The sequence below is a fragment of the Massilia sp. UYP34 genome (genome assembly GCF_056279385.1).
The window spans coordinates 291,630-318,269 of sequence record NZ_JBWBRF010000004.1 but is presented as its reverse complement, the minus strand read 5'-3'; the positions used below and the strand labels follow the sequence as shown (position 1 = coordinate 318,269).

Genomic DNA, 26,640 nt, shown 5'->3' with positions numbered 1-26,640 from the left:
CGGGTTTAAGCAGCGCCGCATGAGCGGTTGTTGTCGCAGAAGCTGCGGCAACGTGCAAGAAGCACACCGGCTGCATCACTAACCGCCGTTTCGACGGCACTGGTATTTATGCCTTTGTCACCTCCCGTATCGCGCTCGCTCCGGCATACGCGCGCCATCACAGTCGAAGCGTTCGCGCGCGACGATGGCTTGTGGGACCTCGATGCCAGCATCCGCGATGTGAAGACGCGTACTATCGCGCTTGCTTCCGGCGAACGGCCCGGCGGCATGCCGGTGCACGACCTCAAGCTGCGCGTGACCATCGACCGCGACCTGAACATCGTCGATGCCGAAGCCGCATCCGATGCCGTCCCGTATCCGGGCTACTGCGATACCATCGGCCCTGCCTACAAGAAGTTGATCGGGCTCTCGCTCGTGAACCATTTCCGGTTGCATCTGAAAGACCGCCTATCCGGCGTGCTCGGCTGCACCCATCTGACCGAATTGGCCCAGGTGCTGCCGACCGCAGCCTTGCAAGCCTTTGCTGACGACAATGTCGATGCCCCAGGTGGGCTCGGCGGCTCGTCGACCGACCGTCCATTTGAGCTCGACCGTTGCCATGCCCTGCAAAGCGACGGCCCTGCCGTGGCCAAATACTACCCACGCTGGTCGATCAAGGCCGTCTCGGGTTAGCGTTCGTCGTTTTTATTTTTGTAGTCCAACCGTATTTCTAATTCAGTAATAGAAGAAGGGAAGCCAGCATGAAGATCCATGAGTACCAGGGCAAAGAGATCCTCCGAAAATTCGGAGTGACCGTTCCGCGCGGCATTCCGTGCATGTCGGTGGAAGAGGCTGTCAAGGCCGCCGAGGAGCTGGGCGGTCCGGTCTGGGTGGTCAAGGCCCAGATCCACGCTGGTGGCCGTGGCAAGGGTGGTGGCGTCAAGGTCGCCAAGTCGCTGGAACAGGTCAAGGAATACGCCGACCAGATCATGGGCATGCAGCTGGTGACGCACCAGACCGGCCCGGAAGGCCAGAAAGTGCGTCGCCTGATGATCGAAGAAGGCGCCGACATCAAGCAGGAACTGTACATCTCGCTGGTTACCGACCGCGTGACCCAGAAGGTCGTGCTGATGGCCTCGTCGGAAGGCGGCATGGACATCGAAGAAGTCGCGCACAGCAACCCTGAGAAAATCCACAACGTCGTGATCGATCCGGCCGTCGGCCTGACCGACGCCGACGCCGACGCTGTCGCCGCCAAGATCGGCGTGCCGGAAGGCTCGATCGCCGACGTGCGAGCCAACCTGCAAGGCCTGTACAAAGCCTACTGGGAAACCGACGCATCGCTGGCCGAAATCAACCCGCTGATCGTCACCGGCTCGGGCAAGATCATCGCCCTGGACGCGAAATTCAACTTCGACGCCAACGCGCTGTTCCGTCACCCAGAGATCGTCGCCTACCGCGACCTGGACGAAGAAGATCCAGCCGAAGTCGAAGCGTCGAAGTTCGACCTGGCCTACATTTCGCTCGACGGCAACATCGGCTGCCTGGTGAACGGCGCCGGCCTGGCCATGGCCACCATGGACACCATCAAGCTGTTCGGCGGCGAGCCGGCCAACTTCCTGGACGTGGGCGGTGGTGCTACGGCCGAGAAAGTGACCGAAGCATTCAAGATCATGCTGAAGAACCCGGAACTGAAGGCCATCCTGGTCAACATCTTCGGCGGCATCATGCGTTGCGACGTCATCGCCGAAGGCGTGATCACCGCATCGAAAGCCGTGTCGCTGCAAGTGCCGCTGGTCGTGCGCATGAAGGGCACCAACGAAGACCTGGGCAAGAAGATGCTGGCTGACTCGGGTCTGCCAATCATCGCCGCAGACACGATGGAAGACGCAGCGAAGTCGGTCGTTGCCGCTGCCGCTGGTAAAGCCTAATTCGCTAAGGATATAAAAATGTCGATTCTGATCAACAAAGACACCAAAGTCATCACCCAAGGTATCACCGGCAAGACCGGCCAGTTCCACACCCGTATGTGCCGCGACTACGCGAACGGCAAGGAAGCCTTCGTCGCAGGCGTGAACCCGAAGAAAGCCGGTGAAGATTTCGAGGGCATCCCGATCTACGCATCGGTCAAGGAAGCCAAGGCCGAAACCGGCGCCACCGTCTCGGTCATCTACGTCCCACCGGCAGGCGCAGCCGCCGCCATTTGGGAAGCCGTCGAAGCCGAGCTGGACCTGGCAATCTGCATCACCGAAGGCATCCCAGTCCGCGACATGATGGAAATCAAGGATCGCATGGCCAAAGCCGGTTCCAAGACCCTGCTGCTGGGCCCGAACTGCCCAGGCCTGATCACCCCTGACGAAATCAAGATCGGCATCATGCCGGGTCACATCCACCGCAAGGGCCGTATCGGCGTCGTGTCGCGTTCGGGCACCCTGACCTATGAAGCAGTCGGCCAGCTGACCGCACTGGGCCTGGGCCAATCGTCGGCAGTCGGCATCGGCGGCGACCCGATCAACGGTCTGAAGCACATCGACGTGATGCGCATGTTCAACGACGATCCTGATACCGACGCGGTCATCATGATCGGCGAAATCGGCGGTCCGGACGAGGCGAACGCCGCTTACTGGATCAAGGACAACATGAAGAAGCCGGTCGTCGGCTTCATCGCCGGCGTCACCGCGCCTCCGGGCAAGCGCATGGGCCACGCCGGCGCGCTGATCTCGGGCGGCGCCGATACCGCGCAAGCCAAGCTGGAAATCATGGAAGCCTGCGGCATCACTGTCACCAAGAACCCGTCGGAAATGGCGCGTCTGCTGAAGGCGATGCTGTAATCCTGACGAGCGCTTGATCGGCAGCTAGAACGGGGAGCTTCGGCTCCCTGTTTTTATTGTGGATTTCATTTCGCGCCGCCAATTTTGATCGCCTGACAAAAATTGCCTTACGACACTGACAAATTTTGTCACCGGAGGCGTCAATTTTTGTCGTGGGACAGGGGTTTGTTATCTCGGTATTAATAAAATCGACCGTTTCTTGCTGTTTTCGGGCTGGCACGCCACTTGCGTATAGGAAAGCGTAGCAGCTGAGCAGTACAAGATACGTCGTCCCAACTTCGAACTACCACCCTGGAGAGAAAAATGAACTTCAAGCAAATGCAAACCAAGAAAGCCGAAGGCGGCTTCACCCTGATCGAACTGATGATCGTTGTCGCGATCATCGGTATCCTGGCTGCCGTCGCAATCCCGGCCTACCAGGACTACATCGCCAAGGCCAAGGCCGCAGCCGCCTACGCCGACATCTCGGGCGGTAAAACTGGCTACGAAATGGCTGTGGTGCAAGGTCTGCCAGAAGTCGATGGCGCAGCGGCTGGCGCTGACGCATACCTCGCAGCGGCAGGCCTGTCGGCTACGACCGGCAACTGCACCGCCATCGCAGCAACTGTGCCGGACGCCGACGGCGTTGGCTCGCTGACTTGCACGATCGCCTCGCCTGGCCGCCTGGGTACGAACCCAACCATCGCACTGAATCGTGCTGATGATGGTACTTATGCATGCGTCGCCACCAACTTCGCTGAAACGGATTACATGCCAGCCGGTTGCGCCGCTCCTGCCGCTCCATAATCAGCGTTAAAAGATCTAGCTCCATTCGATAAGAGAGACCGCCTAGGCGGTCTCTCTTTCGTTTTTCTACTGCCGATCAGGTGACGCCGCTTGCGGTTTCAAGTACTGATCCAACCACCCCAGCACCGTGTGATGCCACTGCACCGAGTTCGCCGGCTTGAGCACCCAGTGGTTCTCATCCGGGAACACCAGCAGCTTGCTCTCCACACCCATGCGCTGCAGCGCAGTGAAAGTGCCCAGCGCCTGCGCGGTAGGAATCCGGAAGTCCAGATCGCCCTGGATCACCAGCATCGGCGTCTTCCACTTGTTCACGTGATGAACCGGGTTGAAGCGTTCATGGTTCTCCGGCACCTTGAAGTACGGCCCGCCACTCTCCCAATCGGTGAACCACTGCTCTTCGGTCGAGTACGCCATGCCGCGCGTATCGAACACGCCGTCGTGGTTCACGATGCATTTGAACTCATCCGACCAGTTACCCGCGATCCAGTTCATCATGTAGCCGCCGTACGACGCCCCCAGCGCGCAGTCGCGTGAACGGTCGAGCCACGAGAACTTCTGCACCGCCGCGTCATAACCCTTCTGCAGGTCGACCAGCGGCTTGCCGCCCCAGTCGTTGCTGATCGAGTCCGTGAACTTCTGGCCATAGCCGGTCGAACCGTGGAAGTCGATGAACACGGCCGCATAGCCCGCGCCGGCGTACACCTGCGGATTCCAGCGATAGCTCCAGCTGTTGCCGAAGCTGCCCTGCGGGCCGCCGTGGACGATGAAGGCGACCGGATACTTCTGGCCCGGCTGCGCATTCCATGGCTTCATCACGTAGCCGTAGACGGTTTCGCCATTGGCGCCGGCAAACGAGAACTGCTCGGACTCGCCAAAGCGCACGTCTTTCAAACGTTCGCTGTTCACATCGGTTAGCTGCTTCGGCTTGCCACCCAGCTTCATCGAGAACAGCTGCGCGCCCGACTGCAGGTTGGCGTGGGTATAGACCAGCGTGTCGCGCCGCAGGTCATAGGCGCCGACCGCGCCCTTGTCGGTCAGCGGCGTCACCTTGCCGCTGGCGACGTCGATCGAGAACAGGCGGTGCTGGCCGATGTCTTCGGCATCGACGATCAGCGCCTTGCCGTCCGCGCGCCAGACCAGGCTGCCGGCCGAACGGTCCCAGTCGGCGGCCAGCTTGCGCTTTTCGCCGGTGGCCACGTCGATTAGCATGACCTGGTAGCGGTCGGCCTCGAAGCCGGGACGCGCCATGGCCAGGTAAGCGAGGGTGCGGCCGTCAGGCGAGAAAGTACCTTTCGTGTCCCAGGCCGGATTGTCCTGGGTCAGGTTGCGCGGCGCCGCGCCGCCCGCGGCCGGCACGCTGTACAGGTCGAAGTTGGTCGACCAGGCTTCGGTCTTGCCGGCGATGCGGCTCGAGAACACGATGGTCTTGCCGTCCGGGCTGAAGCGGTATTCCTCGCGGTCGCCGAACGGCTTCGAAGGCACGTCGCCGTCGAGCGAGCCGGACAGGCTGACCGGTTCGCTGCCGACCTTGCCATCCGCGCCCAGCGGCGCCGAGAACAGCACCGCGTTGCGGTGGTCGTTCCAGGTGTCCCAGTGACGCACGAACAGGCGGTCATAGACCTTGCCGCTGGCCTTGTCCTTCTCTTTGGCATCGAGGCGCGACCTGGTGCAGGCCAGATCGGCGCAGTCGCGGAACACGGCCAGGCTGAAGGCGAGCCGGTCACCGCCTGGCGCGAGGCGGAAGTTGTCGACGTCCAGCGGCAGGTTCGTCACCTGCACCGCCTCGCCGCCGGCGACCGGCTGGCGCCATACCTGCGACGAGCCCGAGCGCGCCGACAGGAAGTAGACGGCGTCGCCGGAGGGTGACCATTCCGGGTCGTTGCTGCTGGACGCATCCTGGGTCAGGCGCTGCGGCGCCGGCTTGGCGGCGCGCAGGTCGACCATCCACAGTTGGGTATTGCCGCGGTTCTTTTCCATGTCCGTGCTGCGCACGGTATAGATCACGCGCGTGGCGTCCGGCGACACGGCCGGGCTGCCCACCCGCTCCATATTGACCAGGTCTTCCACGGTAAAGCCGCGCGGCGCGGCCGTCGCGGTGGTAGCGGCCAGCAGGGCCGCTACCATCGTCAGCAAGCGAAATGTCATTCCATCCTCGTCGATCAGTGCCGCGGCCGGGTGCCGCATGCAAGCCGGCAATTTACCACGATGTCTTCAAGCATGAAGCTGACATCGTTCCCCGCCGCGGGCCTGGCCAGCACGGGGGCGCGGCCTGGCGAGGAGAGGCGCTCGAGGAGAAGCGATCGAGGAGAAGCGATCGAGGAGAAGCGCTTGCTTACTTCGGCATGATGACCGTATCGATCACATGGATCACGCCATTGTCGGCTGCGATGTCGGTCTTGGTGACGGTGGCGTTGTCGACCATGACCTTGCCGCCCGCGACTTTCACCGCGAATGCGCTGCCTTCCACGGTCTTGACGTCGCCAGGCTTGACGTTGGCAGCCATGACCTTGCCCGGCACCACGTGGTAGGTCAGCACCTTGGACAGCGCGGCCTTGTCTTTCAGCAGGGCGTCGAGCTTGGCTTTCGGGATCTTCGCGAAGGCCGCGTCGGTCGGGGCGAAGACGGTGAACGGACCCGGACCTTTCAGGGTGTCGGTCAGGCCGGCAGCCTGGACTGCAGTGACCAGGGTATTGAAGGTGCCGGCCGACTTGGCGGTATCCACGATATCGGCTGCCTGGGCCGAAGCGAAGGCGAATGCGAGGGGCAAAGCGATCAGGATCTTTTTCATTATCAACTCCGTGAGTGGGTTTGTGATGGTTCAAGTTGAACCGATCTGGGATAAATTTACCGCCATTTTGTAATTTGGTCTAATGTGTGTAGCGTCTTTGTCCTATAAAATAGGTTCAATCATGGTTCGTTTAGTTGGCTTGTTGGGCAGGGCCGATGGAAACGATCCAACCGGTAGCTCGCTCGGGCCTCGCACTGTTGAGCATGGAGCTGCAATGCGCGGCAAGTTGTGACACCATTCATTTTCAAAATCAATTGATACAACGTTGGGATGCACGATGACGGATTCAGTCAAGACGGGACAAGAGCGGATCATGTACCGCACGGGCGCCGCCGCACGGTTGGCGGGTTTGCCGGTTGAAACGCTGCGCGTATGGGAGCGCCGTTACAGCCTGTCGGATGCCCAGCGCTCCGAGCGCGGACAGCGCCTTTATTCCGCCGAGCAGGTGGCGCGTCTCGGCCTGCTCAAGCAGCTGGTCGACCAGGGCCATTCGATCGGCGTGCTCGCTGGCCTGAACCGCGACCAGCTGCAATCGATGCTGGGCCTGGATGGGCAGTCCCGGGCCATCCAGGCTGCGCCGGTGCGCGTGTTGCTGGTGGGCGCCATGCTGGCGCGGCGCGTCGCGGTCATGGGGCAGCACTCGCTTGGCCTGGACGTGCGCGGCCACAGTGCCGGCCTGGCGATGGCCGAAGAATTACCACGCAACACAGGCGCTGACGTGCTGGTGATCGAACAATCCGAGCTCGACGAGCGGGTGATGCCCGCCATTGCCACGGCGCGCGAAGCGACCGGCGTGGCCGCGGTCGTCGTGTTGTACCGATTCTGTTCCAGCGCCACGATCCGCACCCTGCGCGCGCAAGGCTGCCTGGTCGCGCGCATCCCCGCCGACCTGAACGAGCTGGCGCTGCTGTGCCAGTCGGCCCTGACCGGCCACCGCCCGGCGCTGCAGGAACCGGCTGCCGCCGCCGTGGCGCCGCCACGGTTTGCCGACGAAGACCTGGCCAATATCGCGGCTGCCGGCAACCGCCTGACCTGCGAATGTCCACGTCACCTGACCGAATTGCTGCTCATGGTGGGCAGTTTCGAACGCTACAGCCAGCATTGCGCTTCGCGCAATCCGCAGGACGCGGCGCTGCATGCCGAGCTGGCGCTGGCCTCGGGCCGCGCGCGGGTGGTGCTGGAAGCGGCGATGGAGCGCCTCGCGATCGAGGAGGGATTGCCGCTGCCGAAGGGTTGGGCAGCCTGACCTGAGTACTCACCCGTAAATAAATGTGTTTGGCCCCCAGAACCGGCGCGTTGCTGCGTTGATCCGTGGCCACTTGCGGGGCTTGCAGTGCTCGCACTGCGGTGCAGTCGCCGCCTTGCCGACCTGCATATTGAGCGTGTCGAATTCGTATTCCTGGGCTTCAGCGCATGGGCCTGGGCGCTGTTCATATCGGTAACCAAGCAGGCGGCCATTGCCGCAGAGAAAAGCTGGCATGATAGCAGCAGCTTAGCTCTGCAATATACCTTTACGTCACTGCTTGCTGTCGACCGCCGGTGGCAATCAGTTCATGGCCGTATGCGCCTGCCGCTTCGTGTTGAATGGGGACGACGCCGCGGCGCTCAGCGCGCGGGTTTCCAGCCGGACGCCATGGCGTCGGCGAAGCTCTGGCCCATGATCTCGACCGCCTTCTGGTTGGCGTTGATGAGCCGGCCGAATGACTGCTGCTGGACCGATACGGCATTCCTGGTCAAGGCTTCGGCGCAGGACTGCGAGGCGGCAATGAAGGCCTTCATCGTCTCTTCCATGACGATCTTGGAGGAGCTGATCCACAGCTGCTCGAGGCTGGCGCGGGTCGAATCCGCGTAGACATTGGCGATTTTCAGGAATGCATCTTGATAGGGCAGGGCGTTCAGCTGGACAGTCGCTGCGGTGAACTGCGGGTATGCGGTCGTCATGACACATCCTCTCGGGCAGATAGCAGGTTGAAGTAGGGGAAAACGCATTGCGCGTCGCCCATCAGTATAGGCCGACTATGGACCTTGTCTACAGCATTGGGCAAGTTGTCGAACTGCTCAGGCGTCGATCCCGGCCGTCCAACCCCCGCTCCTGCCGTCATGCTTTTCAGCACCCGCACGTCCGTCATCACCATTCCCCCGATCGACTGCCTTGCACATGTCGCAGCTTGCGACACCCCTGTGCAACTTGCTACACCGCGTCCCCCGCGGCTTGCCTGCGCCGTTCGGCCTCAAGAAAAAACTCAGCATGATCAAAGGCTTGCATCGTCCCGTATGGCGCATTCCGATTGGCACGCCTTTTGCGATAGGTAGTGAAGCAACACCCGTGCTTGAAACGCACCGACATTACCAACCATAAAGGAGACACCCATGAATGCATTTGAACAGGCAACCAACGGCTGGAACGGCAAGATCTATTCGAGCGGCTGGCGCGACGCCGGCGGCGGCACCGCCGACGTGCTGGAGAAGGCCACGGACCAGGTGCTGGCCCAGACCGGCCTGGGCGACGCCGCCGATATCGATCGCGCCGTGCAGCAGGCCTACGATGCGCAGCAGGCGTGGGCGGCGACGCCGTTCGACCGCCGCGCGGGCATCATCCGCAAGGCGGCCGAGCTGCTGCACGCGCGCGGCCAGGAGATCGTCACTTGGATCAAGCGTGAATCCGGCTCCATCTCCGGCAAGGCCGAGTGGGAGTTCAATGCCAGCTACGAGCAGATCCACATGGCCGCGGCGCTGCCGATGCAGCCTGAAGGCTACCTGCTGCCATCGTCGGTCCCGGGTCGCAGCAACCAGTGGCGCAATGTGCCGATCGGCGTCGTCGGCGTGATCACGCCCTGGAACTTCCCGCTGCTGCTGGCCCTGCGCTCGGTGGCGCCGGCGCTGGCGCTGGGAAATACCGTGGTCCTGAAACCCGACGTCCAGACGCCGATCTGCGGCGGCCTGCTGATCGCCGAGATTTTCGAAGAGGCAGGCCTGCCGCCCGGCGTGCTGCACGTGATTCCCGGCGGCGCGGCCACCGGCGAGGCACTGGTGCGCCATCCCCAGGTCGGCATGATCTCCTTTACCGGCTCGACCGCGGTCGGACGCGCGATCGGCCAGACCTGCGGCGAACTGCTCAAGAAGGTGACGCTGGAGTTGGGCGGCAATAACGCGATGATCGTGCTCGACGACGCCGACATCGACGCCGCCGCCTCGAGCGGCGCCTGGGGTGCGTTCCTGCACCAGGGCCAGATCTGCATGCAGGCCGGCCGCCACCTGGTGCACCGTTCGGTCGCGCAGCAATATGCCGAAAAGCTCGCCGCCAAGGCCGCCGCCATGCACGTGGGTGACCCGCATGCCGGCGAAGTGCACCTGGGCCCGCTGATCAACCGCAGGCAATGCGATCGCGTGCACCGGATCGTGCAGGAGACCCTGCAGGCTGGCGCCCGCGCGCTGACCGGCGCCACCCACGAGGGACTGTTCTACCGCCCGACCGTCCTGGTCGATGTTCGCCCCGAGATGTCGGCGTTCCATGAAGAGATCTTTGGCCCGGTGGCGCCGGTGACCGTGTTCGACGACGACGAGGAAGTGATCGCGCTGGCGAACAGTTCGGCCTACGGCCTGTCGGCGGCGATTCACAGCCGCAACATCGCCCGCGCCGACGCGATCGCGCGCCGCCTGAAGACCGGCATGGTCCACATCAACGACCAGACCGTCAACAACGAATTCCAGGTGCCGTTCGGCGGCATGGGCGTGTCCGGTAACGGCGGGCGTTTCGGCGGTCCGGCCAGCGTGCATGAATTCACCCAGACCCAATGGGTGAGCACGATCGCCACGCCGATCGCCTATCCGTTCTGACGACGTCCGATCCGCAGCGACTCGAGAAAAAATACAGGAGACAGCAAGAATGCAACAGCATCGACAATCCCGACCATCTTCCCTGCGCAAGGCGGCGTGCGCGCTGGCCGCAGCCGGCTTGGCCGCGCTGCTCGCGCCGGCGACGGCCGCTGAAATCCCGACCGATCCGGGCGATTACGTGGCACTGCCGGCGGGCACCGATCTCGGCATCCTCTATTATCAACGGGCCGAGTACAAGGCGGTGTATGCCGACGGCAAGCGGCTGGCCGTGCCGTTCAATCTGGTGACCGATATCGGCGTGGCCCGCTGGGTCCATTACACCAAGCTGGGCGACTACCTGGTCACCCCCCAGGTGATCATCCCGTTCGGCAAGGTGGATGTACGCTCGCAATCGGCAAGCGGCGTGGGCGACCCGATCGTCGGTTCCGCGCTGTGGCTCGTCAACCGGCCGGAGGAGAAGCGGTGGGCCACCGTGTCCGCTTTCGTGTCGCTGCCGGTCGGTAAGTATGACGGCGCCCAGGGGCCGATCAACCTGGGCGAAAACCGCTGGAAGGGCGTGCTCCAGAGCTCTTACATGACCGCGCTGTCGGCGAACCTCATGCTCGATCTCGTGGGCGAGTACGCGCTCTACGGGGAAAACGACGACTTCGTGGGCCTGCGTCGCAAGCAGGATGCCTCGTATGGCGGCCAGGTGCACCTGCGCTACAATCTTTCCCCGGCCACGGCGCTTTCCCTGTCGTACTATCACGACTTTGGCGGCGAAAGCAAACTGAACGGTGTGGCGCAGCACGACAGGATGAACAACAGTCGCTTCCTGGTCGGCCTGGCCGGCTTCGTGTCGCCCACCGTGCAGCTGCAACTGCAGGCCGGCAAGTCGCTGAAAGTGACCAACGGGGTGAAGGAATCCAGCCGGATTAACTTGCGGCTGGTCAAGGTGCTCTAACGGTGCCTTGACACCGGGCCGCGTCAGCGCTGCTTGTTGATCCAGCGATGCAGCGTGGCGCGGCTGATTCCCAGCTGCCTGGCGGCGTTCGACACGTTGCCTTCAGCCTGGATCAGCGCCCGGTTGATGACTTCGTCGGCCAGTTCCTTCAACTGCGCCGGCGGCGCGCCCGGCCCGGCCACCAGGGCGTGGCCGGGCGTCGCTTCCACTACGGTAGTGCGGATATCGTCGGGCAGGTGCTGCAGCCCGATCGGTTCGCCAGGGTCGGCCATCGCGCCGGCAAAACGCAGCGTGGTGCGCAACTGGCGCGTGTTGCCAGGCCAGGCGTAGGCGAGCAGCGCCGCGCGGCAGTCCGGCGCCATCCTGCCTGGCACAATGCCGGCCTCCTCCAGCAGGATCTCGATCAATGCGCCCAGGTTGCTTCGTTGCCGTAGCGGCGGCAGGTAGAGCTGCATGCCGCTGAGGCGGAAATACAGGTCGCTGCGGAAGCGCTGTTCCTTCACCAGGGCGTCGAGGTCCTGGTGCGTGGCGCCGATCAGCTGGAAATCGAGCTTGCGTGTCCTGCTTTCTCCCAGCCGTGTCACCTCGCGGCTTTCGAGCACGCGCAACAGGCGGGTTTGCAGATCGAGCGGCATGTCGCCGATTTCGTCGAGGAACAGGGTGCCGCCGTCGGCTTCCTCGATCCGCCCGCGCGCGCCCCCGCGGCGGGCGCCGGTGTAGGCGCCGTCGGCATAGCCGAACAATTCGCCTTCTATCAGCTCGCGCGGAATCGCACCGCAGTTGATGGCGATGAACGGCCCCTCGCTGGCGCGACTGCCGCCGTGCAGCGCGCGCGCGGCGACTTCCTTGCCGGTGCCGGTCTCTCCCAGCAACAATACCGGCAGCCCCGCCTGCAACGCGCGCAAGGAGCGCTGCAGGGCGAGTTCGGTGGCGGCGTCGCCAAAATCCGGCAGCGGCGCGGCCGGACGCTGCTGTGCCACCGGCAGCCTGGCGGTGCGCGCCGGCGCACTCACCAGCTCGCGCAGCGCGTGCACGGCGCTGGCATATACGCGCAGACCCGACTGCAGGGTCAGTGGCTGCGGACCGGGACGGGCGCTGAATGCGTCCACGCATGCCGCGTAACTTCCCTGGAACAGATGCCCGAAGCGCAGGCCGGCCGTGGTGTCGGCCAGCTCCAGCAACCTGCGCGCGGCGCGGGTGGCGCCGAGCACTTCGCCGTCCGGTCCGAACGCCAGCATCGCGTTGCCCGACTCCGCGCTATCGTCGCTGCGCCAGTGGAGCGCCAGGGCCAGGTGCGCGTGCAGATGCTGGAACAGCGCGTTCTCGATGGCGGCGGCGCCGTCGACGATCAGCGACAGCACTCCGAACTGCGGCAAGGGCGTGTCGCGCGTGATATCGAGCGACCCGACCAGATGCCCGTCCGGCCCGAAGATCGGGGCTGCCACGCACTGGAAGGTGCTGTTTTGAACAAAATAATGCTCGGCGCCCAGGACGGCGACGGCGCGCTCCTCGGCCAGCGCGGCCGCCATCGCATTCGTTCCGACCGAGCGTTCGGACAGGTCGACGCCCGGTCGCAAGGCCTGGCGCAGCAGCTTGCCGCACTTGTCGATCGGGCCATGCACGGCGACGGCGATGCCCGTCCGGTCGGTCAGCAGCAAACCGTATTCGCTGCCGTGAAACGCTTGCTCGAGGCGCCGGAATGTCGGCTGGGCGGCCAGGATCAGATGACGGTTAATCTCCAGCAATTCGGCCACGCCGTTGCTGCGAACCGGATTGAAGGGGACCGTGTCGCCGACCCTGCGGCCACCGTTGGCGCAGCGCTGCCACGAGCGCCATACCGCATCGTTGACCAGGCCGCTGGGCAGCGTGCCCTCCTCGAAAAACAACTGGCGGGCCTGGCTAACCAATGCCAGTCCAGTCGTCGGTTTCCGCTCAATACGGTCGGCACTCCGCATGCAATGTTCCCCCAAGTGTCTCCATCTGATCAATCACGCCGCCGCGGTTGCGCGCAGGGCATGCTGGCTTATGTTTTTCGGGGCTGAGGAACCCCATGCGTTCATTATGCCGTTGATTTCGATGAAAGATTCAATCTTGCGGAAATTCACTGCATCGTGCGGCCTACAGCTCGGCGGTCCAGTCCCCGCTCTTGCCGCCGTGTTTCTCCAGCACCCGCACGTTGGTCATCACCATCCCGCGATCGACCGCCTTGCACATATCGTAGACCGTCAGCAGCCCCACCTGCACCGCGGTGAGCGCTTCCATCTCGACGCCGGTCTTGCCGATGGTTTCCACCTGAGCCCGGCAATGCACGCTGTTCGCCGCCTCGTCGACCTCGAAATCCACCGCCACGCGCGTGATCGGCAGCGGATGGCACAGCGGCACCAGGTCGCTGGTGCGCTTGGACGCCATGATCGCGGCGATGCGTGCGATGCCGATCACGTCGCCCTTCTTGGCATTGCCCGAGGTAATCAGGGCCAGCGTCTCCGGCTTCATGCGGATGGTCCCGGCCGCCACCGCGGTGCGGTGCGTGTCCTGTTTCGCGCCGACGTCGACCATATGGGCCTGGCCGGTGGCGTCGAAGTGGGTCAAATGGTCTGCGGTCGGGATCGGATTCGTCATTACTCGGTTAATTCGTTCGGGTTACAAAATGGTTCACTGGGCAGCAGGATGTGCGCGGATGCAGGTATGATAGCACCGTGAAATCCGTCGTCCGTCCAGCAATGGCGCGCCGCTGGCGCGCCTCATTGTCCGTCATGGCCTTGTGCATGGCGACCGCCTTCCCCGTTGCAGCGCAATCCGACGTGTTCAGGCGCCCCGATTCGATCCGCCTGCCCACGCTCGGCGACACCGCGCGCGGCGACCTGTCGCCCGTCGTCGAGCGCAAGCTGGGCGAGGAGTTCATGCGCGACGTGCGGCGCGACCGCGATTACCTCGACGATGAGCCGATCTCCGAATACCTGAACAATTTCGGCAACGGCCTGGTCGCCGCCGTGCCCGGCGCGCGCGGCGAGACCAATGCCGACTTTCACTTCTTCGCCGTGCGCGATCCGGCCCTGAACGCGTTCGCGATGCCGGGCGGCTTCATCGGCGCCCACTCGGGCCTGATCATCGCGGCCCAGACCGAATCGGAACTGGCCGGCGTGGTCGCGCACGAGATCGGCCACGTCACCCAGCGCCATATCGCGCGCCGGCTGGGCCAGCAGCGCCAGGACGTCTTGCTGCCGCTGGCGTCGATGATCCTGGCGGCGCTGGCGGCCCGGGCCAGCTCGGATGCGGCCATGGGCGTGCTGATGGGCGGCCAGGGACTGGCCGTCCAGCGCCAGCTGAACTTCAGCCGCGACGCCGAGCGCGAGGCCGACCGCGTCGGCTTCCAGATCATGGAGGCGGGCGGCTACGATACCACCGGCATCGTCGCTTTCTTCCGGCGCCTCCAGGCCGCCTCCAGGCTGTATGGCGACCTGCCGCCCGGCCTGGCCAGCCTGAGCAGCCACCCGCTGACCCAGGAGCGGATCACCGACATGCAGGCGCGCATCCGCGAGATTCCCAAGAAGCAGCGCGTGGACAGCCTCGATTTTCATCTGGTGCGCGCGCGCATCCGCGTGCTGCAGGACGCGAGCGAGCAGGGCCGGCGCGACACGCGCACCGCCTTCGAGGCCCAGCTCAGGGAGCAGCCCCACCGCCAGTGGCAGGCCGGGGCCCAGTACGGCCTGGCCTATCTGGCGCTCAAGGAGAACGACCTGGCCGGCGCCCAGCGCTGGCTCGACAAGGCGCTCGAGACCATGAAGCCGCGCGAAGGGGTGCTGTCGGCGGCGCCGTCGAACGTGGGCGATGGCGCGACCATGTTCGCCGGGCTGGCGCTGGAGATCAAGATGGCGCCAGGCCAGCCGCGCTCCGTGCTGGAACAGGCGGTCAAGGAAGCCGACGCGGCGCGCCAGCGCTTCCCGCTGTCGCGCGCGCTCGCGCACCAGTACGCGCAGGCCCTGATCGCAACCGACCGGTTCGACGAGGCGGCGCTGTTCCTGCGCGACCAGGCCCAGCAGTATCGGGAGGAACGCAAGCTGCACGACCTGCTGGCCAGGACCTATGCCAAGCAGGGCAAGATCGCGCTGCAGCACATGGCGCTGGCCGAATCGTACGTGCTTGCCGGCGCCGTGCCGGCGGCGATGGCCCAGCTCGAACTGGCGCGCAAGGCCAGCGATGCGTCGTTCTATGACCAGGCGGTCATCGACGCGCGCGTGCGCGAACTGCAGGAAAAACAGAAGAAAGCGCAGGAAGAGGCCGAAGAGCGCTGACCGACCCTACGGCGCCGGCGTCCGGTTGAATCCGAACCGCGCCGGCATCTGTTCGCCGGCCACGCGCTCGACGGCAAGCCGGCGGCCAGCCCACGGCAGGGCCAGGCAACCTTCGCCATGTTCCAGCCACGCCATCACCGCCTCGTCGGGCGCCGCGGCGCCATCGAGCTCGAGCAGGCCCAGTACCTGGGCCACGTCGCGGTCGTCCAGCTGCGCCACCGTGTCGCCGGCCACGAACACCAGCGCGCCGGTGTCGCTCAGATAGACCCGTTCGAATTCCGCCAGGGCCTGCCCGGTCTGCAATACCAGCCCCTGCTGTGGATCGGTGCGCGCGATGAAGGGTGTGGCCTCCAGGTTCACGTACACCCGCTGCGGCCCGTTCTGGAAATACCAGTTGCCGCGCTCGTCGTGCAGGTAGTTGCGGTTGATGAATCCCACCAGCGCGGGATTGTTCAAGCGGTCGCCCGCAGCGCCCGCGCGCTGGGCCGCTTCGTCGCGCATGCGCCAGCCGCCGCGCGCGTCGAGCGCGAGCCAGCCGTAGCAGTGGGGCACGCTCGGCCACTTGGCCATTGCCTGTTTTACGATATCGTCCATTCAGGCAGCATCGCACGGTTCGGCCGGCGCCAGCGCGCGCATGCCGGGCGTCCCCTGCACGGCGTCGAAATGGTGCAGGATGCGCCGCGGCAGCCAGTCGATCCGTCCCGGGAACGGGCCGACGGCAAAGCCGACGTGTCCACCCTCGGCCGGATACTCGAGCGTCACCGCGCCAGACGCCGACGTCGGCAGGTGAATGCCCGGCAAGAAGGGATCGTTGCGGGCATTGAGCACCAGGGTCGGCACCGTGATGTCGTGCAGCACGTGGCGGGCGCTGGCGCGGTGCCAGTAGTCGTCGGTGTCGCGGTAGCCATGCAGCGGCGCGGTGACGACATTATCGAAGGCATACAGGTCGCGCGCGGCGAGCAGGGCGGCGCGGTCGAACAGGCCAGGAAACTGCTCCAGCTTGGCCAGGCACTTCGGCTTGAGCGTCTGCAGGAACATCCGGGTATACAGCATATTCAAGCCCGACGACAGCGCCTCGCCGCCGCGCGCCAGGTCGAGCGGGGCCGAGACGGCGCAGGCGGCATCGACGATCCCGGCGCCGTGGCCCGATTCGCCCAGCCAGCGCAGCAGCGCATTGCCGCCCAGCGAGACGCCGGCCGCATACAGCGCGCCTTGGTGGGCGGCGCGCAGCTTGCGCACGATCCAGTCGACTTCGCCCGCGTCGCCCGAGTGATAGAAGCGCGGCGCCAGGTTGGCTTCGCCGGAACAGCCGCGGAAATGCGGCACCACGCCCGACCAGCCGCGCGCCGCGAGCGCTGCCATCAGGCCGCGGGCGTAATGGCTGTTCGAACTGCCTTCCAGGCCATGGAACAGCACCACCAGCGGCTGGCCGGGCCGGCCATCCACGAAGTCGAGGTCGACGAAGTCGCCGTCCGCGCTGTGCCAGCGTTCGCGCCGGTAGGCGAGCGGCGGCTTGGCGACGCAGGTCGCCGGATAGATGGTCTGCAGGTGGCCGCCAGGCAGCCACGACGGGGCGGGGTAATACATGGACAACAGGCACTTGCGTGCCTCATGGACAATCAGTGGTGCTTGAGCACGGTGCCCGGCGCCAGCCGGTAGCCGGTGCCGCAATAGGGGCATTTGGCCTCGCCGTGGTGGTCGAAGTCCAGGAAGACGCGCGGGTGCGAGGACCACAGCGGCATTGCCGGGTTGGGGCAATAGGCCGGCAGGTCCTTGGCCGTGAGCTCCACCACAGGCGTCGTCTTTTGATTCATCTGTTTCTCCGTCAGGCAAGTTGGGCAAAGACTGGATTTTAACGGATTCGCTCTATTGTCGAAATGACCGTAAAATAATGCGTTCAGCATAAAGAGCATGAGCAACGCCTGTTATATTGGGCGTCCAACCCGTGCCACATCCATTCATGCGTTTCATGCCCGACCGTTTCACGCCCGCCGCCTTCGCCGACATCCCCGTCCGCCGTTGCAAGAATGCCACAGCTCACGTTGCGATGCGCGCTGTGCCGCGCGCGCCGCGGCCCGCTGCATGAGCGCGGCCGACGAGCCGGGCCAGCTTCCCGCCGCCATCGGCGACGCGCCGAACCGCGATGCCTGGAACGAAGGTTTCAAGACCGGCCTGCCGACCCTGTTCGGCATCGCCGCCTGGGGCCTGGTGGTCGGCATTGCCATGGTCAAGAGCGGCCTGTCGGTGCCGCAGGCGCTGGGCATGACCTTGCTGGTGTTCGCCGGCTCCGCCCAACTGGCCTCGCTGCCGCTGATCGCCGCCCAGGCCCCGATCTGGGTCATCTTCGCCACCGCCCTGGTGGTCAACCTGCGCTTCGTGATTTTTTCGGCATTGCTGGGGCCGCACTTCGCCCACTTGCCGTGGAGGCAACGTTTTTATCTTGGCTATATCTCGGGCGACTTGACCGTCGCGCTGTTCCTGCAGCGCTATCCGACCCTGGCGCCGGTGGCGGGCAAGCTGTCCTACCTGAAGGGGCTGATGTATCCGAACTGGGTTGCCTGGCAAATCGGCTCCATCGCTGGCATCTTCCTCGGCAGCGCGGTGCCGGCCGAATGGGGACTCGGCTTTGCCGGCACCCTGGCCATCCTGTGCATCATGGTGCCGCTGATGATCAACAACGCGGCCCTGTGCGGCGTGCTGGTGGCGGGGGCGGTCTCGGTGCTGGCCTACGACTTGCCGTACAAGCTGGGACTGCTGCTGGCGGTGCTGGTGGGAATGGTTACCGCGATGGTGATCGAAGAAACGTGGGCGAAAGCGAAGGTGCGCCGTGGCTGACTGGGAAATCTGGGTCGTGATCGGCGTGCTGTGCGTGGCCACCGCCGCCACCCGCAGCTCGTTCTGGATGATCGGCCACCGCGTGACGATTCCGCCGCGGGTGCAGGAAATGCTGCGCTATGCCCCGGCCTGCGCGCTGGCGGCCATCATCGGGCCCGACTTCCTGATCGATACGCAAGGCGAAGTCCAGTTCACGCTGGCGAACCCGAAGCTGCTGGCCGGCCTTGCCGCCTTTGCATTTTATCTATGGCGGCGTAACATGCTGCTGACCATTTTATTCGGCATGCTTGTGTTTACAGTGTTGCGCGTACTGCACGTTTTTGGCGCCGCTGGCTAGCAGGCTGCTAATGTACAATGACGTTTTTTCACTATTGCCACGCCGACCAAATGGACGCTCTCCGTTTCACCCGCCTGCAAGACCTGATCGATCAACAAGCGCTGCAAGGCAAGCGCGTCTTTATCCGCGCTGACCTGAACGTACCGCAAGATGATGCTGGCAATATCACCGAGGACACCCGTATCCGGGCGTCGGTGCCGGCGATCCAGGCCGCCGTCAAGGCTGGCGCGGCGGTGATGGTCACGTCCCACCTGGGCCGTCCGACCGAAGGCGAGTTCAAGCCGGAAGACAGCCTGGCGCCGGTCGCCGGGCGCCTGTCCGAGCTGCTGGGCCAACCCGTCGAACTGAAGCAGAACTGGGTGGACGGCGTCGACGTCGCTCCCGGTTCGGTCGTGCTGCTGGAAAACTGCCGCGTCAACAAGGGCGAAAAGAAAAACAGCGACGAGCTGGCGCAAAAGATGGCGAAGCTGTGCGACGTGTACGTGAACGATGCCTTCGGCACCGCCCACCGCGCCGAGGCGACCACCCACGGCATCGCCAAGTTCGCGCCGGTCGTGGCCGCCGGTCCGCTGCTGGCCGCCGAACTCGACGCTCTCGGTAAAGCCCTGCATCAGCCGCAGCGTCCGCTGCTGGCCATCGTCGCCGGCTCGAAGGTATCAAGCAAGCTGACCATCCTGCAAAGCCTGGCCGACAAGGTCGACAACCTGGTCGTCGGCGGCGGCATCGCCAATACCTTCATGAAGGCCGTCGGCCTGAACATCGGCAAGTCGCTGGTCGAGAACGACCTGGTCGATGAAGCCAGGGCCATCATCGAGAAAATGTCCCGGCGCGGCGCGCAGGTGCCGATTCCCGTCGACGTCGTGTGCGCGAAAGAGTTCGCACCGACCGCGGCCGCGATCGTCAAGGACGTCGCCGAGGTGCTGGATGACGACATGATCCTCGACATCGGCCCGAAAACCGCCGCCATGCTGGCCGAGCAGGTCGCCAGGGCCGGCACCATCGTCTGGAACGGTCCGGTCGGTGTCTTCGAATTCGACCAGTTCGCCAAGGGCACGGAAACCCTGGCGCTGGCCATCGCCCAGTCGAAGGGCTTCTCGATCGCCGGCGGCGGCGACACCCTGGCCGCGATTGCAAAATACAAGATTGCCGACCAGATCGGCTACATTTCGACCGGCGGCGGCGCCTTCCTCGAATTTTTGGAAGGAAAAACCCTGCCGGCTGTCGACATCCTGCTGCAACGCAGCGCTCACTAGCACTCGTCTGAGACCCTAGCGCAGCCAGTCTGCGCTTTGTTTTTATACAAGGACAATCCATGTACCGTGGCACCAAGATCGTCGCAACCATTGGCCCCGCTTCGACCGACTTCGATATTCTCGTCAAAATGATCCGCGCCGGCGTCGACGTCGTGCGGCTGAACTTCTCGCACGGGAAGGCGCAGGACCATATCGATCGTGCTGCCCTGATACGGCGCGCCGCCCACGAGTGCGGCCGCGAAGTGGCCATCATGGCCGACATGCAGGGTCCGAAGATCCGCGTCGGTAAGTTTGAAGAAGGCAAGATCTTCTTGACCAATGGTGACCGCTACATCCTGGATGCCAAGTGGGGCGATAACGGCGAGCTGGGCAATCAGGAACGCGTCGGCCTGGATTACAAGGCGCTGCCGCGCGACGTCAAGCCGGGCGACAAGCTGCTGCTGAACGACGGCCTGATCGTCCTGATCGTCGACCGCGTCCTGGGCCACGAGATCTATACCACGGTCAAGGTTGGCGGCGAACTGTCGAACAACAAAGGCATCAACCGCCAGGGCGGCGGCCTGACCGCGCCGGCGCTGACCTCGAAGGACATGGAAGACATCAAGACCGCGATGAGCTTCCAGGCCGACTACCTCGCCATCTCGTTCCCGAAGAGCGCGACCGATATGGAAATGGCGCGCCAGCTGGCCAACATCGCCGGCGAGCCGTATGGCCACAAGCCGATGATGATCGCCAAGATCGAGCGCGCCGAAGCGATTCCGCTGCTGCAAGAGATCCTGGACGCGTCGGACGGCATCATGGTCGCCCGCGGCGACCTGGCCGTCGAAGTCGGCAACGCCGCCGTGCCGGCGTTGCAGAAGCGCATGATCCGCATGGCGCGCGATTCGAACAAGCTGGCCATTACCGCGACCCAGATGATGGAGTCGATGATCGTCAACGCCGTGCCGACCCGCGCCGAAGTGTCGGACGTGGCCAACGCCGTGCTGGACGGCACCGACGCCGTCATGACCTCGGCCGAGACCGCATCGGGCAAGTACCCGGTCGAGACCGTCGAGATGATGGCCGCGATCTGCGTCGAAGCCGAGCAGTCCGAATACAACAAGATCGACGTCGACTTCCTCAACAAGCAGTTCACCCGCATCGACCAGACCATTGCCTACGGCACGCTGTTTACCGCCCACCACCTGAGCGTGAAGGCGATCGTGGCGCTGACCGAGTCGGGCTCGACCGCGCTGTGGATGAGCCGTCACAGCATCGACACCCCGATCTTCGCCCTGACCCCGCTGCAGGCGACGCAGCGCAAGGCGTCGCTGTACCGTAACGTGCGAGCATTCCACCTGCTGCAGGAAGGCGGCAGCCACGCGGTGCTGCGAAAGGCTGAGGAACTCTTGATGAAAGAAGGGTTCGTACGCAAGGGCGACCTGATCGTCGTGACCTGGGGCTCGCCGATGGGCGAGGCCGGTGGCACCAATGCGCTCAAGATCGTGCGCGTTGGCGAATATGATTAAAGGGATTTCACGAGTGGCCTGAGGCGCGACGCCGCGCTCGGCATTCGAGATTCCCGAACAACGTTTCTTTATTGTTTTGGAGTACAACCATGGCACTCGTATCATTGCGTCAATTGCTGGACCACGCCGCCGAGAACGGCTACGGTCTGCCCGCATTCAACGTCAACAACCTGGAGCAGGTGCAGGCCATCATGGCCGCCGCCGACGCTGTCAACAGCCCGGTCATCATGCAGGCCTCGGCCGGCGCGCGCAAGTACGCGGGCGAAGCCTTCCTGCGTCACCTGATCGACGCCGCCATCGAAGCCTACCCGCACATCCCGGTCGTCATGCACCAGGACCACGGGCAGTCGCCGGCCGTCTGCATGGCCGCGATCCGCTCGGGCTTTTCCTCGGTGATGATGGACGGTTCGCTCGAGGCCGACGGCAAGACCGTCGCCAGTTATGAGTACAACGTCGAAGTGTCGAGGGAAGTCGTCAAGTTCTCGCACTCGATCGGCGTGACCGTCGAAGCCGAACTGGGCGTGCTGGGCTCGCTGGAAACCATGAAGGGCGACAAGGAAGACGGCCACGGCGCGGACGGCACCATGACCCGCGAACAGCTCCTGACCGACGTCGACCAGGCGGCGGACTTCGTCAAGCGCACTCAATGCGACGCTTTGGCCATCGCAATTGGAACCTCGCACGGCGCGTATAAATTCACGCGCAAGCCGACCGGCGACATCCTGGCGATCGACCGCATCAAGGAAATCCATGCCCGCATCCCGAACACCCACCTGGTGATGCACGGCTCGTCGTCGGTGCCGCAGGAACTGCTGGCCATCATCCGCGAATTCGGCGGCGACATGAAGGAAACCTATGGCGTGCCGGTCGAAGAGATCCAGGAAGGCATCAAGCATGGCGTTCGCAAGATCAATATCGACACCGACATCCGCCTGGCGATGACGGCCGCGATCCGCAAATACATGTTCCAGAACCCGTCGAAGTTCGACCCGCGCGACTACCTCAAGCCGGCGCGCGAAGCGGCGATGGAAGTGTGCAAGGCGCGCTTCCTGGCGTTTGGCTGCGAAGGCCAGGCCGGCAAGATCAAGCCGATCCCGCTGGAGAAGATGGCCGAGCGTTACATGGCCGGCGAACTGGCGCAGATCGTTCAATAATTACGCCTCGAGATGTCGGGACAGTAGGGTTGGCGGCTCTGCCGCCGACGCGTCGATTGTTATCGGGCCCGACGTCGCGCCGGGTGATCTTGCCGTCAACAATCACCGCGTCGGCGGCGTAGCCGCCAACCCTACGATCGCCAGCTGCACAAATTGACGTAAAATATCGCATTGCACAGGCTTGTACGGCCTGACTTTCTCAACCGGCGGCCCTTTGTCGCCGGTTTCCGCTTTCCTGATAGCCCATCTATGAACAGCCTCTACCAATCCTCCATCCAGTCCCTGCCGCTGCTCGGTCACGGCAAGGTGCGCGATAACTACGCCGTCGGCGACGACAAGATCCTGATCGTCACCACCGACCGCCTGTCGGCCTTCGACGTGGTCATGAACGAGCCGATCCCGGGCAAGGGCAAGGTGCTGAACCAGATGAGCGATTTCTGGTTCGAGAAGCTCGGTCACATCGTGCCGAACCACCTGACCGGCGTGGCGCCGGAAAGCGTGGTCGCCGCGAACGAGGTGGACCAGGTGGCAGGCCGCGCCGTCGTGGCCAAGCGCCTCAAGCCGATCATGGTCGAAGCCGTCGTGCGCGGCTATATCATCGGTTCGGGCTGGAAGGACTATCAACAAAGCGGCGCCATCTGCGGCATCCAGCTGCCAGCCGGCCTGCGCCAGGCCGACAAGCTGCCGGAACCGCTGTTCACCCCGGCCGCCAAGGCCGAACTCGGCGAGCACGACGAGAATATCTCGTTCGCCGACATGGAACAGCGCATCGGCGCCGACCTGGCCGCCAAAATGCGCGACGTGAGTATCAAACTCTATAGCGCCGCCGCCGAATATGCTGCCACGAGGGGCATCATCATCGCCGACACCAAGTTCGAATTCGGCCTCGATGACAACGGCGTGATGCACCTGATGGACGAAGTCCTGACTGCCGATTCCTCGCGCTTCTGGCCGGCCGACTCGTACGCGCCGGGCATGTCGCCGCCGTCGTTCGACAAGCAGTTCGTGCGCGACTACCTGGAAACCCTGACCGACTGGGGCAAGACCGCACCGGCCCCGAGCTTGCCGGCGGACGTCATCGAGAAAACCCAGGCCAAGTATTTCGAAGCCATCGAACGCCTGACCGGCGAGAAGCTGAAGGCATAAGCAGATGAGCGAGCAGAACAAGCCGTTGGTCGGCGTCATCATGGGTTCCTCGTCCGACTGGGACGTGATGCAGAATGCCGTGGCCATCCTGAAGCAGTTTGGCGTGCCGTTCGAAGCCCAGGTGATCTCGGCCCACCGCATGCCGGACGAGATGTTCACCTACGCCGAGCAAGCCCGCGCGCGCGGCCTGCGCGCCATCATCGCCGGCGCCGGCGGCGCGGCCCACCTGCCGGGCATGGTGGCCGCCAAGACCATCGTCCCGGTGCTGGGCGTGCCGGTGCCGTCGAAATACCTGCGTGGCGAGGATTCGCTGCTGTCGATCGTGCAGATGCCCAAGGGCGTGCCGGTGGCGACCTTCGCCATCGGCGAAGCCGGCGCCGCCAACGCGGCCCTGACCGCGGTGGCGATCATCGCCGCCGGCGACGACGCATTGGCCGACAAGCTGGAGCAGTTCCGCCGCGACCAGACCGCCGCCGCCCAGGCCATGACTCTTCCTGTGTAAGTTCGATGAATAATCCGTTTCTTCCATCCGCCGATCCGTCGACCTGGCTCGGCGTGATGGGTGGCGGCCAGCTCGGCCGCATGTTCGCCCACGCCGCGCAGGCGATGGGCTACAAGGTCGCCGTGCTCGAGCCGAGCGCCGATTGCCCGGCCGGCCAGGTTGCCGACCGCACCGTCGAAGGCGGCTACACCAACGGCGTCGCCCTGAGCGAGCTGGCGGCGTTGTGCTCGGCCGTCACCACCGAATTCGAGAACGTCCCGGCCGACAGCCTGGCGCTGCTCGCCGCCGACTGCTTTGTCGCGCCATCGAGCCTGTGCGTGCAGATCGCCCAGGACCGCATCCTCGAGAAGAAGTTCTTCGTCGACTGCGCGCCGGCCTCGAACGTGATGCCGGCCCCGCACAAGATCATCGCCTCGCATGCCGACATCGACGCCATCGCGGACGACCTGCTGCCGGGCATCCTCAAGACCGTGCGCATGGGCTACGACGGCAAGGGCCAGGTCCGCGTGCGCTCGCGCGAGGACGTGCGCGTCGCCTTCGACGCCATGGGCGGCGTCGCCTGCCTGCTCGAGAAGATGCTGCCGCTGGCGTATGAAGTTTCTGTGCTCACCGCGCGCGGCCATGACGGCGCCTCGGTCGTGTACCCGATCGCCGAGAACGTGCACCGCGACGGCATCCTGTTCACCACCACCGTGCCGGGACCGAACGTGTCCGCGGCCTGCGCGAAACAGGCCCAGGACGCGGCGCGCGCCATCGTCGCCCAGCTCGGTTACGTGGGCGTGCTGTGCATCGAGTTCTTCGTGCTCGACGACGGCTCCCTGGTCGTCAACGAGATGGCGCCGCGTCCGCACAACAGCGGCCACTACACCATGGATGCCTGCATCACCAGCCAGTTCGCGCAGCAGGTGCGGGCGATGGCGCGCCTGCCGCTGGGCGACGTGCGCCAGCATTCGCCCGCCGTCATGCTCAACATCCTGGGCGACGTCTGGTTCGAGGCGGACGGTGACACTGCCCGTGAACCGGCCTGGGACCAGGTGCTGGCGCTGCCTGGCGCCAACCTGCACCTGTACGGCAAGAACGATCCGCGCCGCGGCCGCAAGATGGGCCACGTGACCTTCGTGGCGCCGACGCTGGCCGAAGCGCAGGACAGCCTGCGCGCCGCCTGCGCCATCCTGGGAATCGAGCCCTAGGATGGACACGCAGCAGTTCGACCCGGCGGCCATCGACGCCGCCGCCCGCGCGCTGGAAGCCGGCCAGCTGGTCGCTTTCCCGACCGAGACCGTGTATGGCCTGGGCGCCGACGCCGAGAACCCGGCGGCGGTGGCCGCCATCTACGCCGCCAAGGGCCGCCCGCAAGACCACCCGGTGATCGTGCACCTGGCGCCCGAAGCGCCGCTCGACTACTGGGCCTGCGACATCCCGCCGCAGGCGCAGGCGCTGGCCGACGCCTTCTGGCCCGGTCCGCTGACCATGATCCTCAAGCGCGCCCCGAACATCCCGGACGCCGTCAGTGGCGGCCAGGATACGGTCGGCCTGCGCTGCCCCGCGCACCCGGTGGCGCTGGCGCTGCTGCGCGCCTTCAAGGGCGGCCGCGGCGGCATCGCCGCGCCGTCGGCCAACAAGTTCGGCCACGTCAGCCCGACCCTGGCCGAGCACGTGCGAGAAGAATTCGAGCGCGAGGCCAGCGTGGCCATGATCCTCGATGGCGGCGCCTCGCAGGTGGGCATCGAATCGACCATCGTCGACCTGTCGCGGTTGGCGTCGCACGGCCCGGTGCTGCTGCGTCCCGGCCAGGTCAGTGCCGAGGCGATCGCCGCCGTGATCGACCAGTTGCCGGCCGCGCCGGACGCTGCGGCGCCGCGCGCCTCGGGCACCCTCGAATCGCATTACGCGCCGCACACGCCGGTGGCGATGCAGCAACGCGAGGTCTTGCTGGAGACGCTGGCCGCGCTGCACGGCGCCGGCCGCAAGGTGGCGCTGATCCACATGGGCGACCTGCCGACCCACCTCGCCGCGACCCACGCCGCCCTGCGCCTGCCGGCCGCGCCCGACGGCTTCGCCCATGCGCTGTACGCCGCGCTGCGCGCGATGGACGGGCAGGGCGCCGATGTGATCCTGGTCGAAGCGCCGCCGCAGGGCGGCGACTGGCTGGGCGTGAACGACCGCCTGCGCCGCGCAGCGCACGGTTCGACAGGCATTGTGCATGGCCTGCTCAATTCCCACGCGAAAGTTTAATGTAGATCAATGAAGCGAATGACGGGGCGCAAACGCCCCGCATTTCGTTCTCATTCGTTACAAATTCGACTCTTTTTGCGTGGAAAACGGTGGTTATAATCCGTTCCCGCCAGCTACCCCATCTGTTCTGATAGGTGGGGTCGTTGAATGCCTACGCGCAATGGAATTTGCTATACAAGCGATTTGAACGCTGGCATAGTGTTCATGATACGAA

The 26,640-nt window shown here is 64.8% G+C and carries 25 protein-coding genes and 1 pseudogene; 17 read left to right on the top strand and 9 right to left on the bottom strand.

Going from position 1 to position 26,640, the window contains the following annotated elements; all coding sequences use genetic code 11:
• Nucleotides 1–108: 108 nt before the first annotated feature.
• From ACZ9AQ_RS10245 to ACZ9AQ_RS10230, 4 genes are all read left to right on the top strand, one after another.
• The gene (locus ACZ9AQ_RS10245; RefSeq protein ID WP_429203708.1) at nt 109–672 is read left to right on the top strand and encodes a DUF2889 domain-containing protein; all 564 of its coding nucleotides are present in this window, start codon (nt 109–111) and stop codon (nt 670–672) included.
• A 68-nt stretch (nt 673–740) separates the two neighbouring features.
• Entirely contained in the window at nt 741–1,910 is a 1,170-nt protein-coding gene (gene sucC, locus ACZ9AQ_RS10240; RefSeq protein ID WP_429203652.1) for an ADP-forming succinate--CoA ligase subunit beta, read from the top strand.
• A gap of 18 nt (nt 1,911–1,928) precedes the next feature.
• Nucleotides 1,929–2,810 (top strand): succinate--CoA ligase subunit alpha, encoded by an 882-nt coding sequence (gene sucD / locus ACZ9AQ_RS10235; protein WP_429203651.1) that lies wholly within the window; start codon nt 1,929–1,931, stop codon nt 2,808–2,810.
• 303 nt (nt 2,811–3,113) lie between these two features.
• Complete coding sequence (locus ACZ9AQ_RS10230; RefSeq protein WP_429203650.1) at nt 3,114–3,596, top strand: pilin; 483 nt, start codon at nt 3,114–3,116, stop codon at nt 3,594–3,596.
• A gap of 66 nt (nt 3,597–3,662) precedes the next feature.
• Here ACZ9AQ_RS10230 and ACZ9AQ_RS10225 read toward each other — a convergent pair whose 3' ends face one another.
• The gene (locus ACZ9AQ_RS10225) at nt 3,663–5,741 is read right to left on the bottom strand and encodes a S9 family peptidase (protein WP_429203649.1); all 2,079 of its coding nucleotides are present in this window, start codon (nt 5,739–5,741) and stop codon (nt 3,663–3,665) included.
• A gap of 187 nt (nt 5,742–5,928) precedes the next feature.
• Nucleotides 5,929–6,384, bottom strand: a complete 456-nt coding sequence (locus ACZ9AQ_RS10220; RefSeq protein ID WP_429203648.1) for a fasciclin domain-containing protein — start codon at nt 6,382–6,384, stop codon at nt 5,929–5,931.
• A 277-nt stretch (nt 6,385–6,661) separates the two neighbouring features.
• On the opposite strand from ACZ9AQ_RS10220, the gene ACZ9AQ_RS10215 reads away from it, so the two are divergent.
• Nucleotides 6,662–7,630, top strand: coding sequence for a MerR family transcriptional regulator (locus ACZ9AQ_RS10215; protein ID WP_429203647.1), 969 nt, complete (start codon nt 6,662–6,664; stop codon nt 7,628–7,630).
• 359 nt (nt 7,631–7,989) lie between these two features.
• Here ACZ9AQ_RS10215 and ACZ9AQ_RS10210 read toward each other — a convergent pair whose 3' ends face one another.
• Entirely contained in the window at nt 7,990–8,325 is a 336-nt protein-coding gene (locus tag ACZ9AQ_RS10210) for a hypothetical protein (protein ID WP_429203646.1), read from the bottom strand.
• Nucleotides 8,326–8,442: 117 nt separating this feature from the next.
• A pseudogene (gene moaC / locus ACZ9AQ_RS10205) lies at nt 8,443–8,547 on the bottom strand (cyclic pyranopterin monophosphate synthase MoaC); the annotation flags it as partial.
• A 207-nt stretch (nt 8,548–8,754) separates the two neighbouring features.
• Here moaC (ACZ9AQ_RS10205) and ACZ9AQ_RS10200 point away from each other — a divergent pair.
• Nucleotides 8,755–10,221, top strand: coding sequence for a benzaldehyde dehydrogenase (locus tag ACZ9AQ_RS10200; RefSeq protein ID WP_429203645.1), 1,467 nt, complete (start codon nt 8,755–8,757; stop codon nt 10,219–10,221).
• A 49-nt stretch (nt 10,222–10,270) separates the two neighbouring features.
• Complete coding sequence (locus ACZ9AQ_RS10195; RefSeq protein ID WP_429203644.1) at nt 10,271–11,164, top strand: transporter; 894 nt, start codon at nt 10,271–10,273, stop codon at nt 11,162–11,164.
• 23 nt (nt 11,165–11,187) lie between these two features.
• Here ACZ9AQ_RS10195 and ACZ9AQ_RS10190 read toward each other — a convergent pair whose 3' ends face one another.
• Both ACZ9AQ_RS10190 and moaC (ACZ9AQ_RS10185) read right to left on the bottom strand, forming a co-directional pair.
• Nucleotides 11,188–13,071 (bottom strand): sigma-54-dependent Fis family transcriptional regulator, encoded by a 1,884-nt coding sequence (locus tag ACZ9AQ_RS10190; protein ID WP_429203643.1) that lies wholly within the window; start codon nt 13,069–13,071, stop codon nt 11,188–11,190.
• Nucleotides 13,072–13,282: 211 nt separating this feature from the next.
• Nucleotides 13,283–13,783, bottom strand: a complete 501-nt coding sequence (gene moaC / locus ACZ9AQ_RS10185; protein WP_429203642.1) for a cyclic pyranopterin monophosphate synthase MoaC — start codon at nt 13,781–13,783, stop codon at nt 13,283–13,285.
• 101 nt (nt 13,784–13,884) lie between these two features.
• On the opposite strand from moaC (ACZ9AQ_RS10185), the gene ACZ9AQ_RS10180 reads away from it, so the two are divergent.
• Complete coding sequence (locus ACZ9AQ_RS10180; protein ID WP_429203707.1) at nt 13,885–15,456, top strand: beta-barrel assembly-enhancing protease; 1,572 nt, start codon at nt 13,885–13,887, stop codon at nt 15,454–15,456.
• Between the two features lie 6 nt (nt 15,457–15,462).
• On the opposite strand, the gene ACZ9AQ_RS10175 is transcribed toward ACZ9AQ_RS10180, so the two are convergent.
• Genes ACZ9AQ_RS10175 through ACZ9AQ_RS10165 form a run of 3 tightly spaced genes read right to left on the bottom strand, consistent with a single transcriptional unit; the run spans nt 15,463 to nt 17,270 of the window.
• Nucleotides 15,463–16,050 (bottom strand): DUF2946 family protein, encoded by a 588-nt coding sequence (locus ACZ9AQ_RS10175; protein WP_429203641.1) that lies wholly within the window; start codon nt 16,048–16,050, stop codon nt 15,463–15,465.
• Nucleotides 16,051–17,043 carry a YheT family hydrolase gene (locus ACZ9AQ_RS10170; RefSeq protein WP_429203640.1) on the bottom strand — a complete coding sequence of 331 codons (993 nt, stop codon included), beginning with the start codon at nt 17,041–17,043 and terminating at the stop codon, nt 16,051–16,053.
• Nucleotides 17,044–17,075: 32 nt separating this feature from the next.
• A complete protein-coding gene (locus ACZ9AQ_RS10165) occupies nt 17,076–17,270 on the bottom strand; it encodes a zinc-finger domain-containing protein (protein ID WP_429203639.1) in 195 nt (64 codons plus the stop codon).
• A 268-nt stretch (nt 17,271–17,538) separates the two neighbouring features.
• On the opposite strand from ACZ9AQ_RS10165, the gene ACZ9AQ_RS10160 reads away from it, so the two are divergent.
• The 9 genes from ACZ9AQ_RS10160 (at nt 17,539) to ACZ9AQ_RS10120 (ending at nt 26,426) form a co-directional block, all read left to right on the top strand.
• The gene (locus ACZ9AQ_RS10160; RefSeq protein WP_429203638.1) at nt 17,539–18,291 is read left to right on the top strand and encodes an AzlC family ABC transporter permease; all 753 of its coding nucleotides are present in this window, start codon (nt 17,539–17,541) and stop codon (nt 18,289–18,291) included.
• Complete coding sequence (locus tag ACZ9AQ_RS10155; protein ID WP_429203637.1) at nt 18,284–18,628, top strand: AzlD domain-containing protein; 345 nt, start codon at nt 18,284–18,286, stop codon at nt 18,626–18,628. Before ACZ9AQ_RS10160 ends, ACZ9AQ_RS10155 begins: the two co-directional genes overlap by 8 nt.
• A 50-nt stretch (nt 18,629–18,678) precedes the next feature.
• Nucleotides 18,679–19,881 (top strand): phosphoglycerate kinase, encoded by a 1,203-nt coding sequence (locus ACZ9AQ_RS10150; protein WP_429203636.1) that lies wholly within the window; start codon nt 18,679–18,681, stop codon nt 19,879–19,881.
• 59 nt (nt 19,882–19,940) lie between these two features.
• Complete coding sequence (gene pyk / locus ACZ9AQ_RS10145; RefSeq protein WP_429203635.1) at nt 19,941–21,389, top strand: pyruvate kinase; 1,449 nt, start codon at nt 19,941–19,943, stop codon at nt 21,387–21,389.
• Between the two features lie 89 nt (nt 21,390–21,478).
• Nucleotides 21,479–22,543 (top strand): class II fructose-bisphosphate aldolase, encoded by a 1,065-nt coding sequence (fba, locus tag ACZ9AQ_RS10140; protein WP_429203634.1) that lies wholly within the window; start codon nt 21,479–21,481, stop codon nt 22,541–22,543.
• A gap of 249 nt (nt 22,544–22,792) precedes the next feature.
• The gene (locus ACZ9AQ_RS10135) at nt 22,793–23,689 is read left to right on the top strand and encodes a phosphoribosylaminoimidazolesuccinocarboxamide synthase (RefSeq protein WP_429203633.1); all 897 of its coding nucleotides are present in this window, start codon (nt 22,793–22,795) and stop codon (nt 23,687–23,689) included.
• Nucleotides 23,690–23,693: 4 nt separating this feature from the next.
• The gene (gene purE, locus ACZ9AQ_RS10130) at nt 23,694–24,191 is read left to right on the top strand and encodes a 5-(carboxyamino)imidazole ribonucleotide mutase (protein WP_429203632.1); all 498 of its coding nucleotides are present in this window, start codon (nt 23,694–23,696) and stop codon (nt 24,189–24,191) included.
• Between the two features lie 5 nt (nt 24,192–24,196).
• Nucleotides 24,197–25,381 carry a 5-(carboxyamino)imidazole ribonucleotide synthase gene (locus ACZ9AQ_RS10125; RefSeq protein WP_429203631.1) on the top strand — a complete coding sequence of 395 codons (1,185 nt, stop codon included), beginning with the start codon at nt 24,197–24,199 and terminating at the stop codon, nt 25,379–25,381.
• A gap of 1 nt (nt 25,382) precedes the next feature.
• Nucleotides 25,383–26,426 carry an L-threonylcarbamoyladenylate synthase gene (locus ACZ9AQ_RS10120; protein WP_429203630.1) on the top strand — a complete coding sequence of 348 codons (1,044 nt, stop codon included), beginning with the start codon at nt 25,383–25,385 and terminating at the stop codon, nt 26,424–26,426.
• Nucleotides 26,427–26,640: the final 214 nt, after the last annotated feature.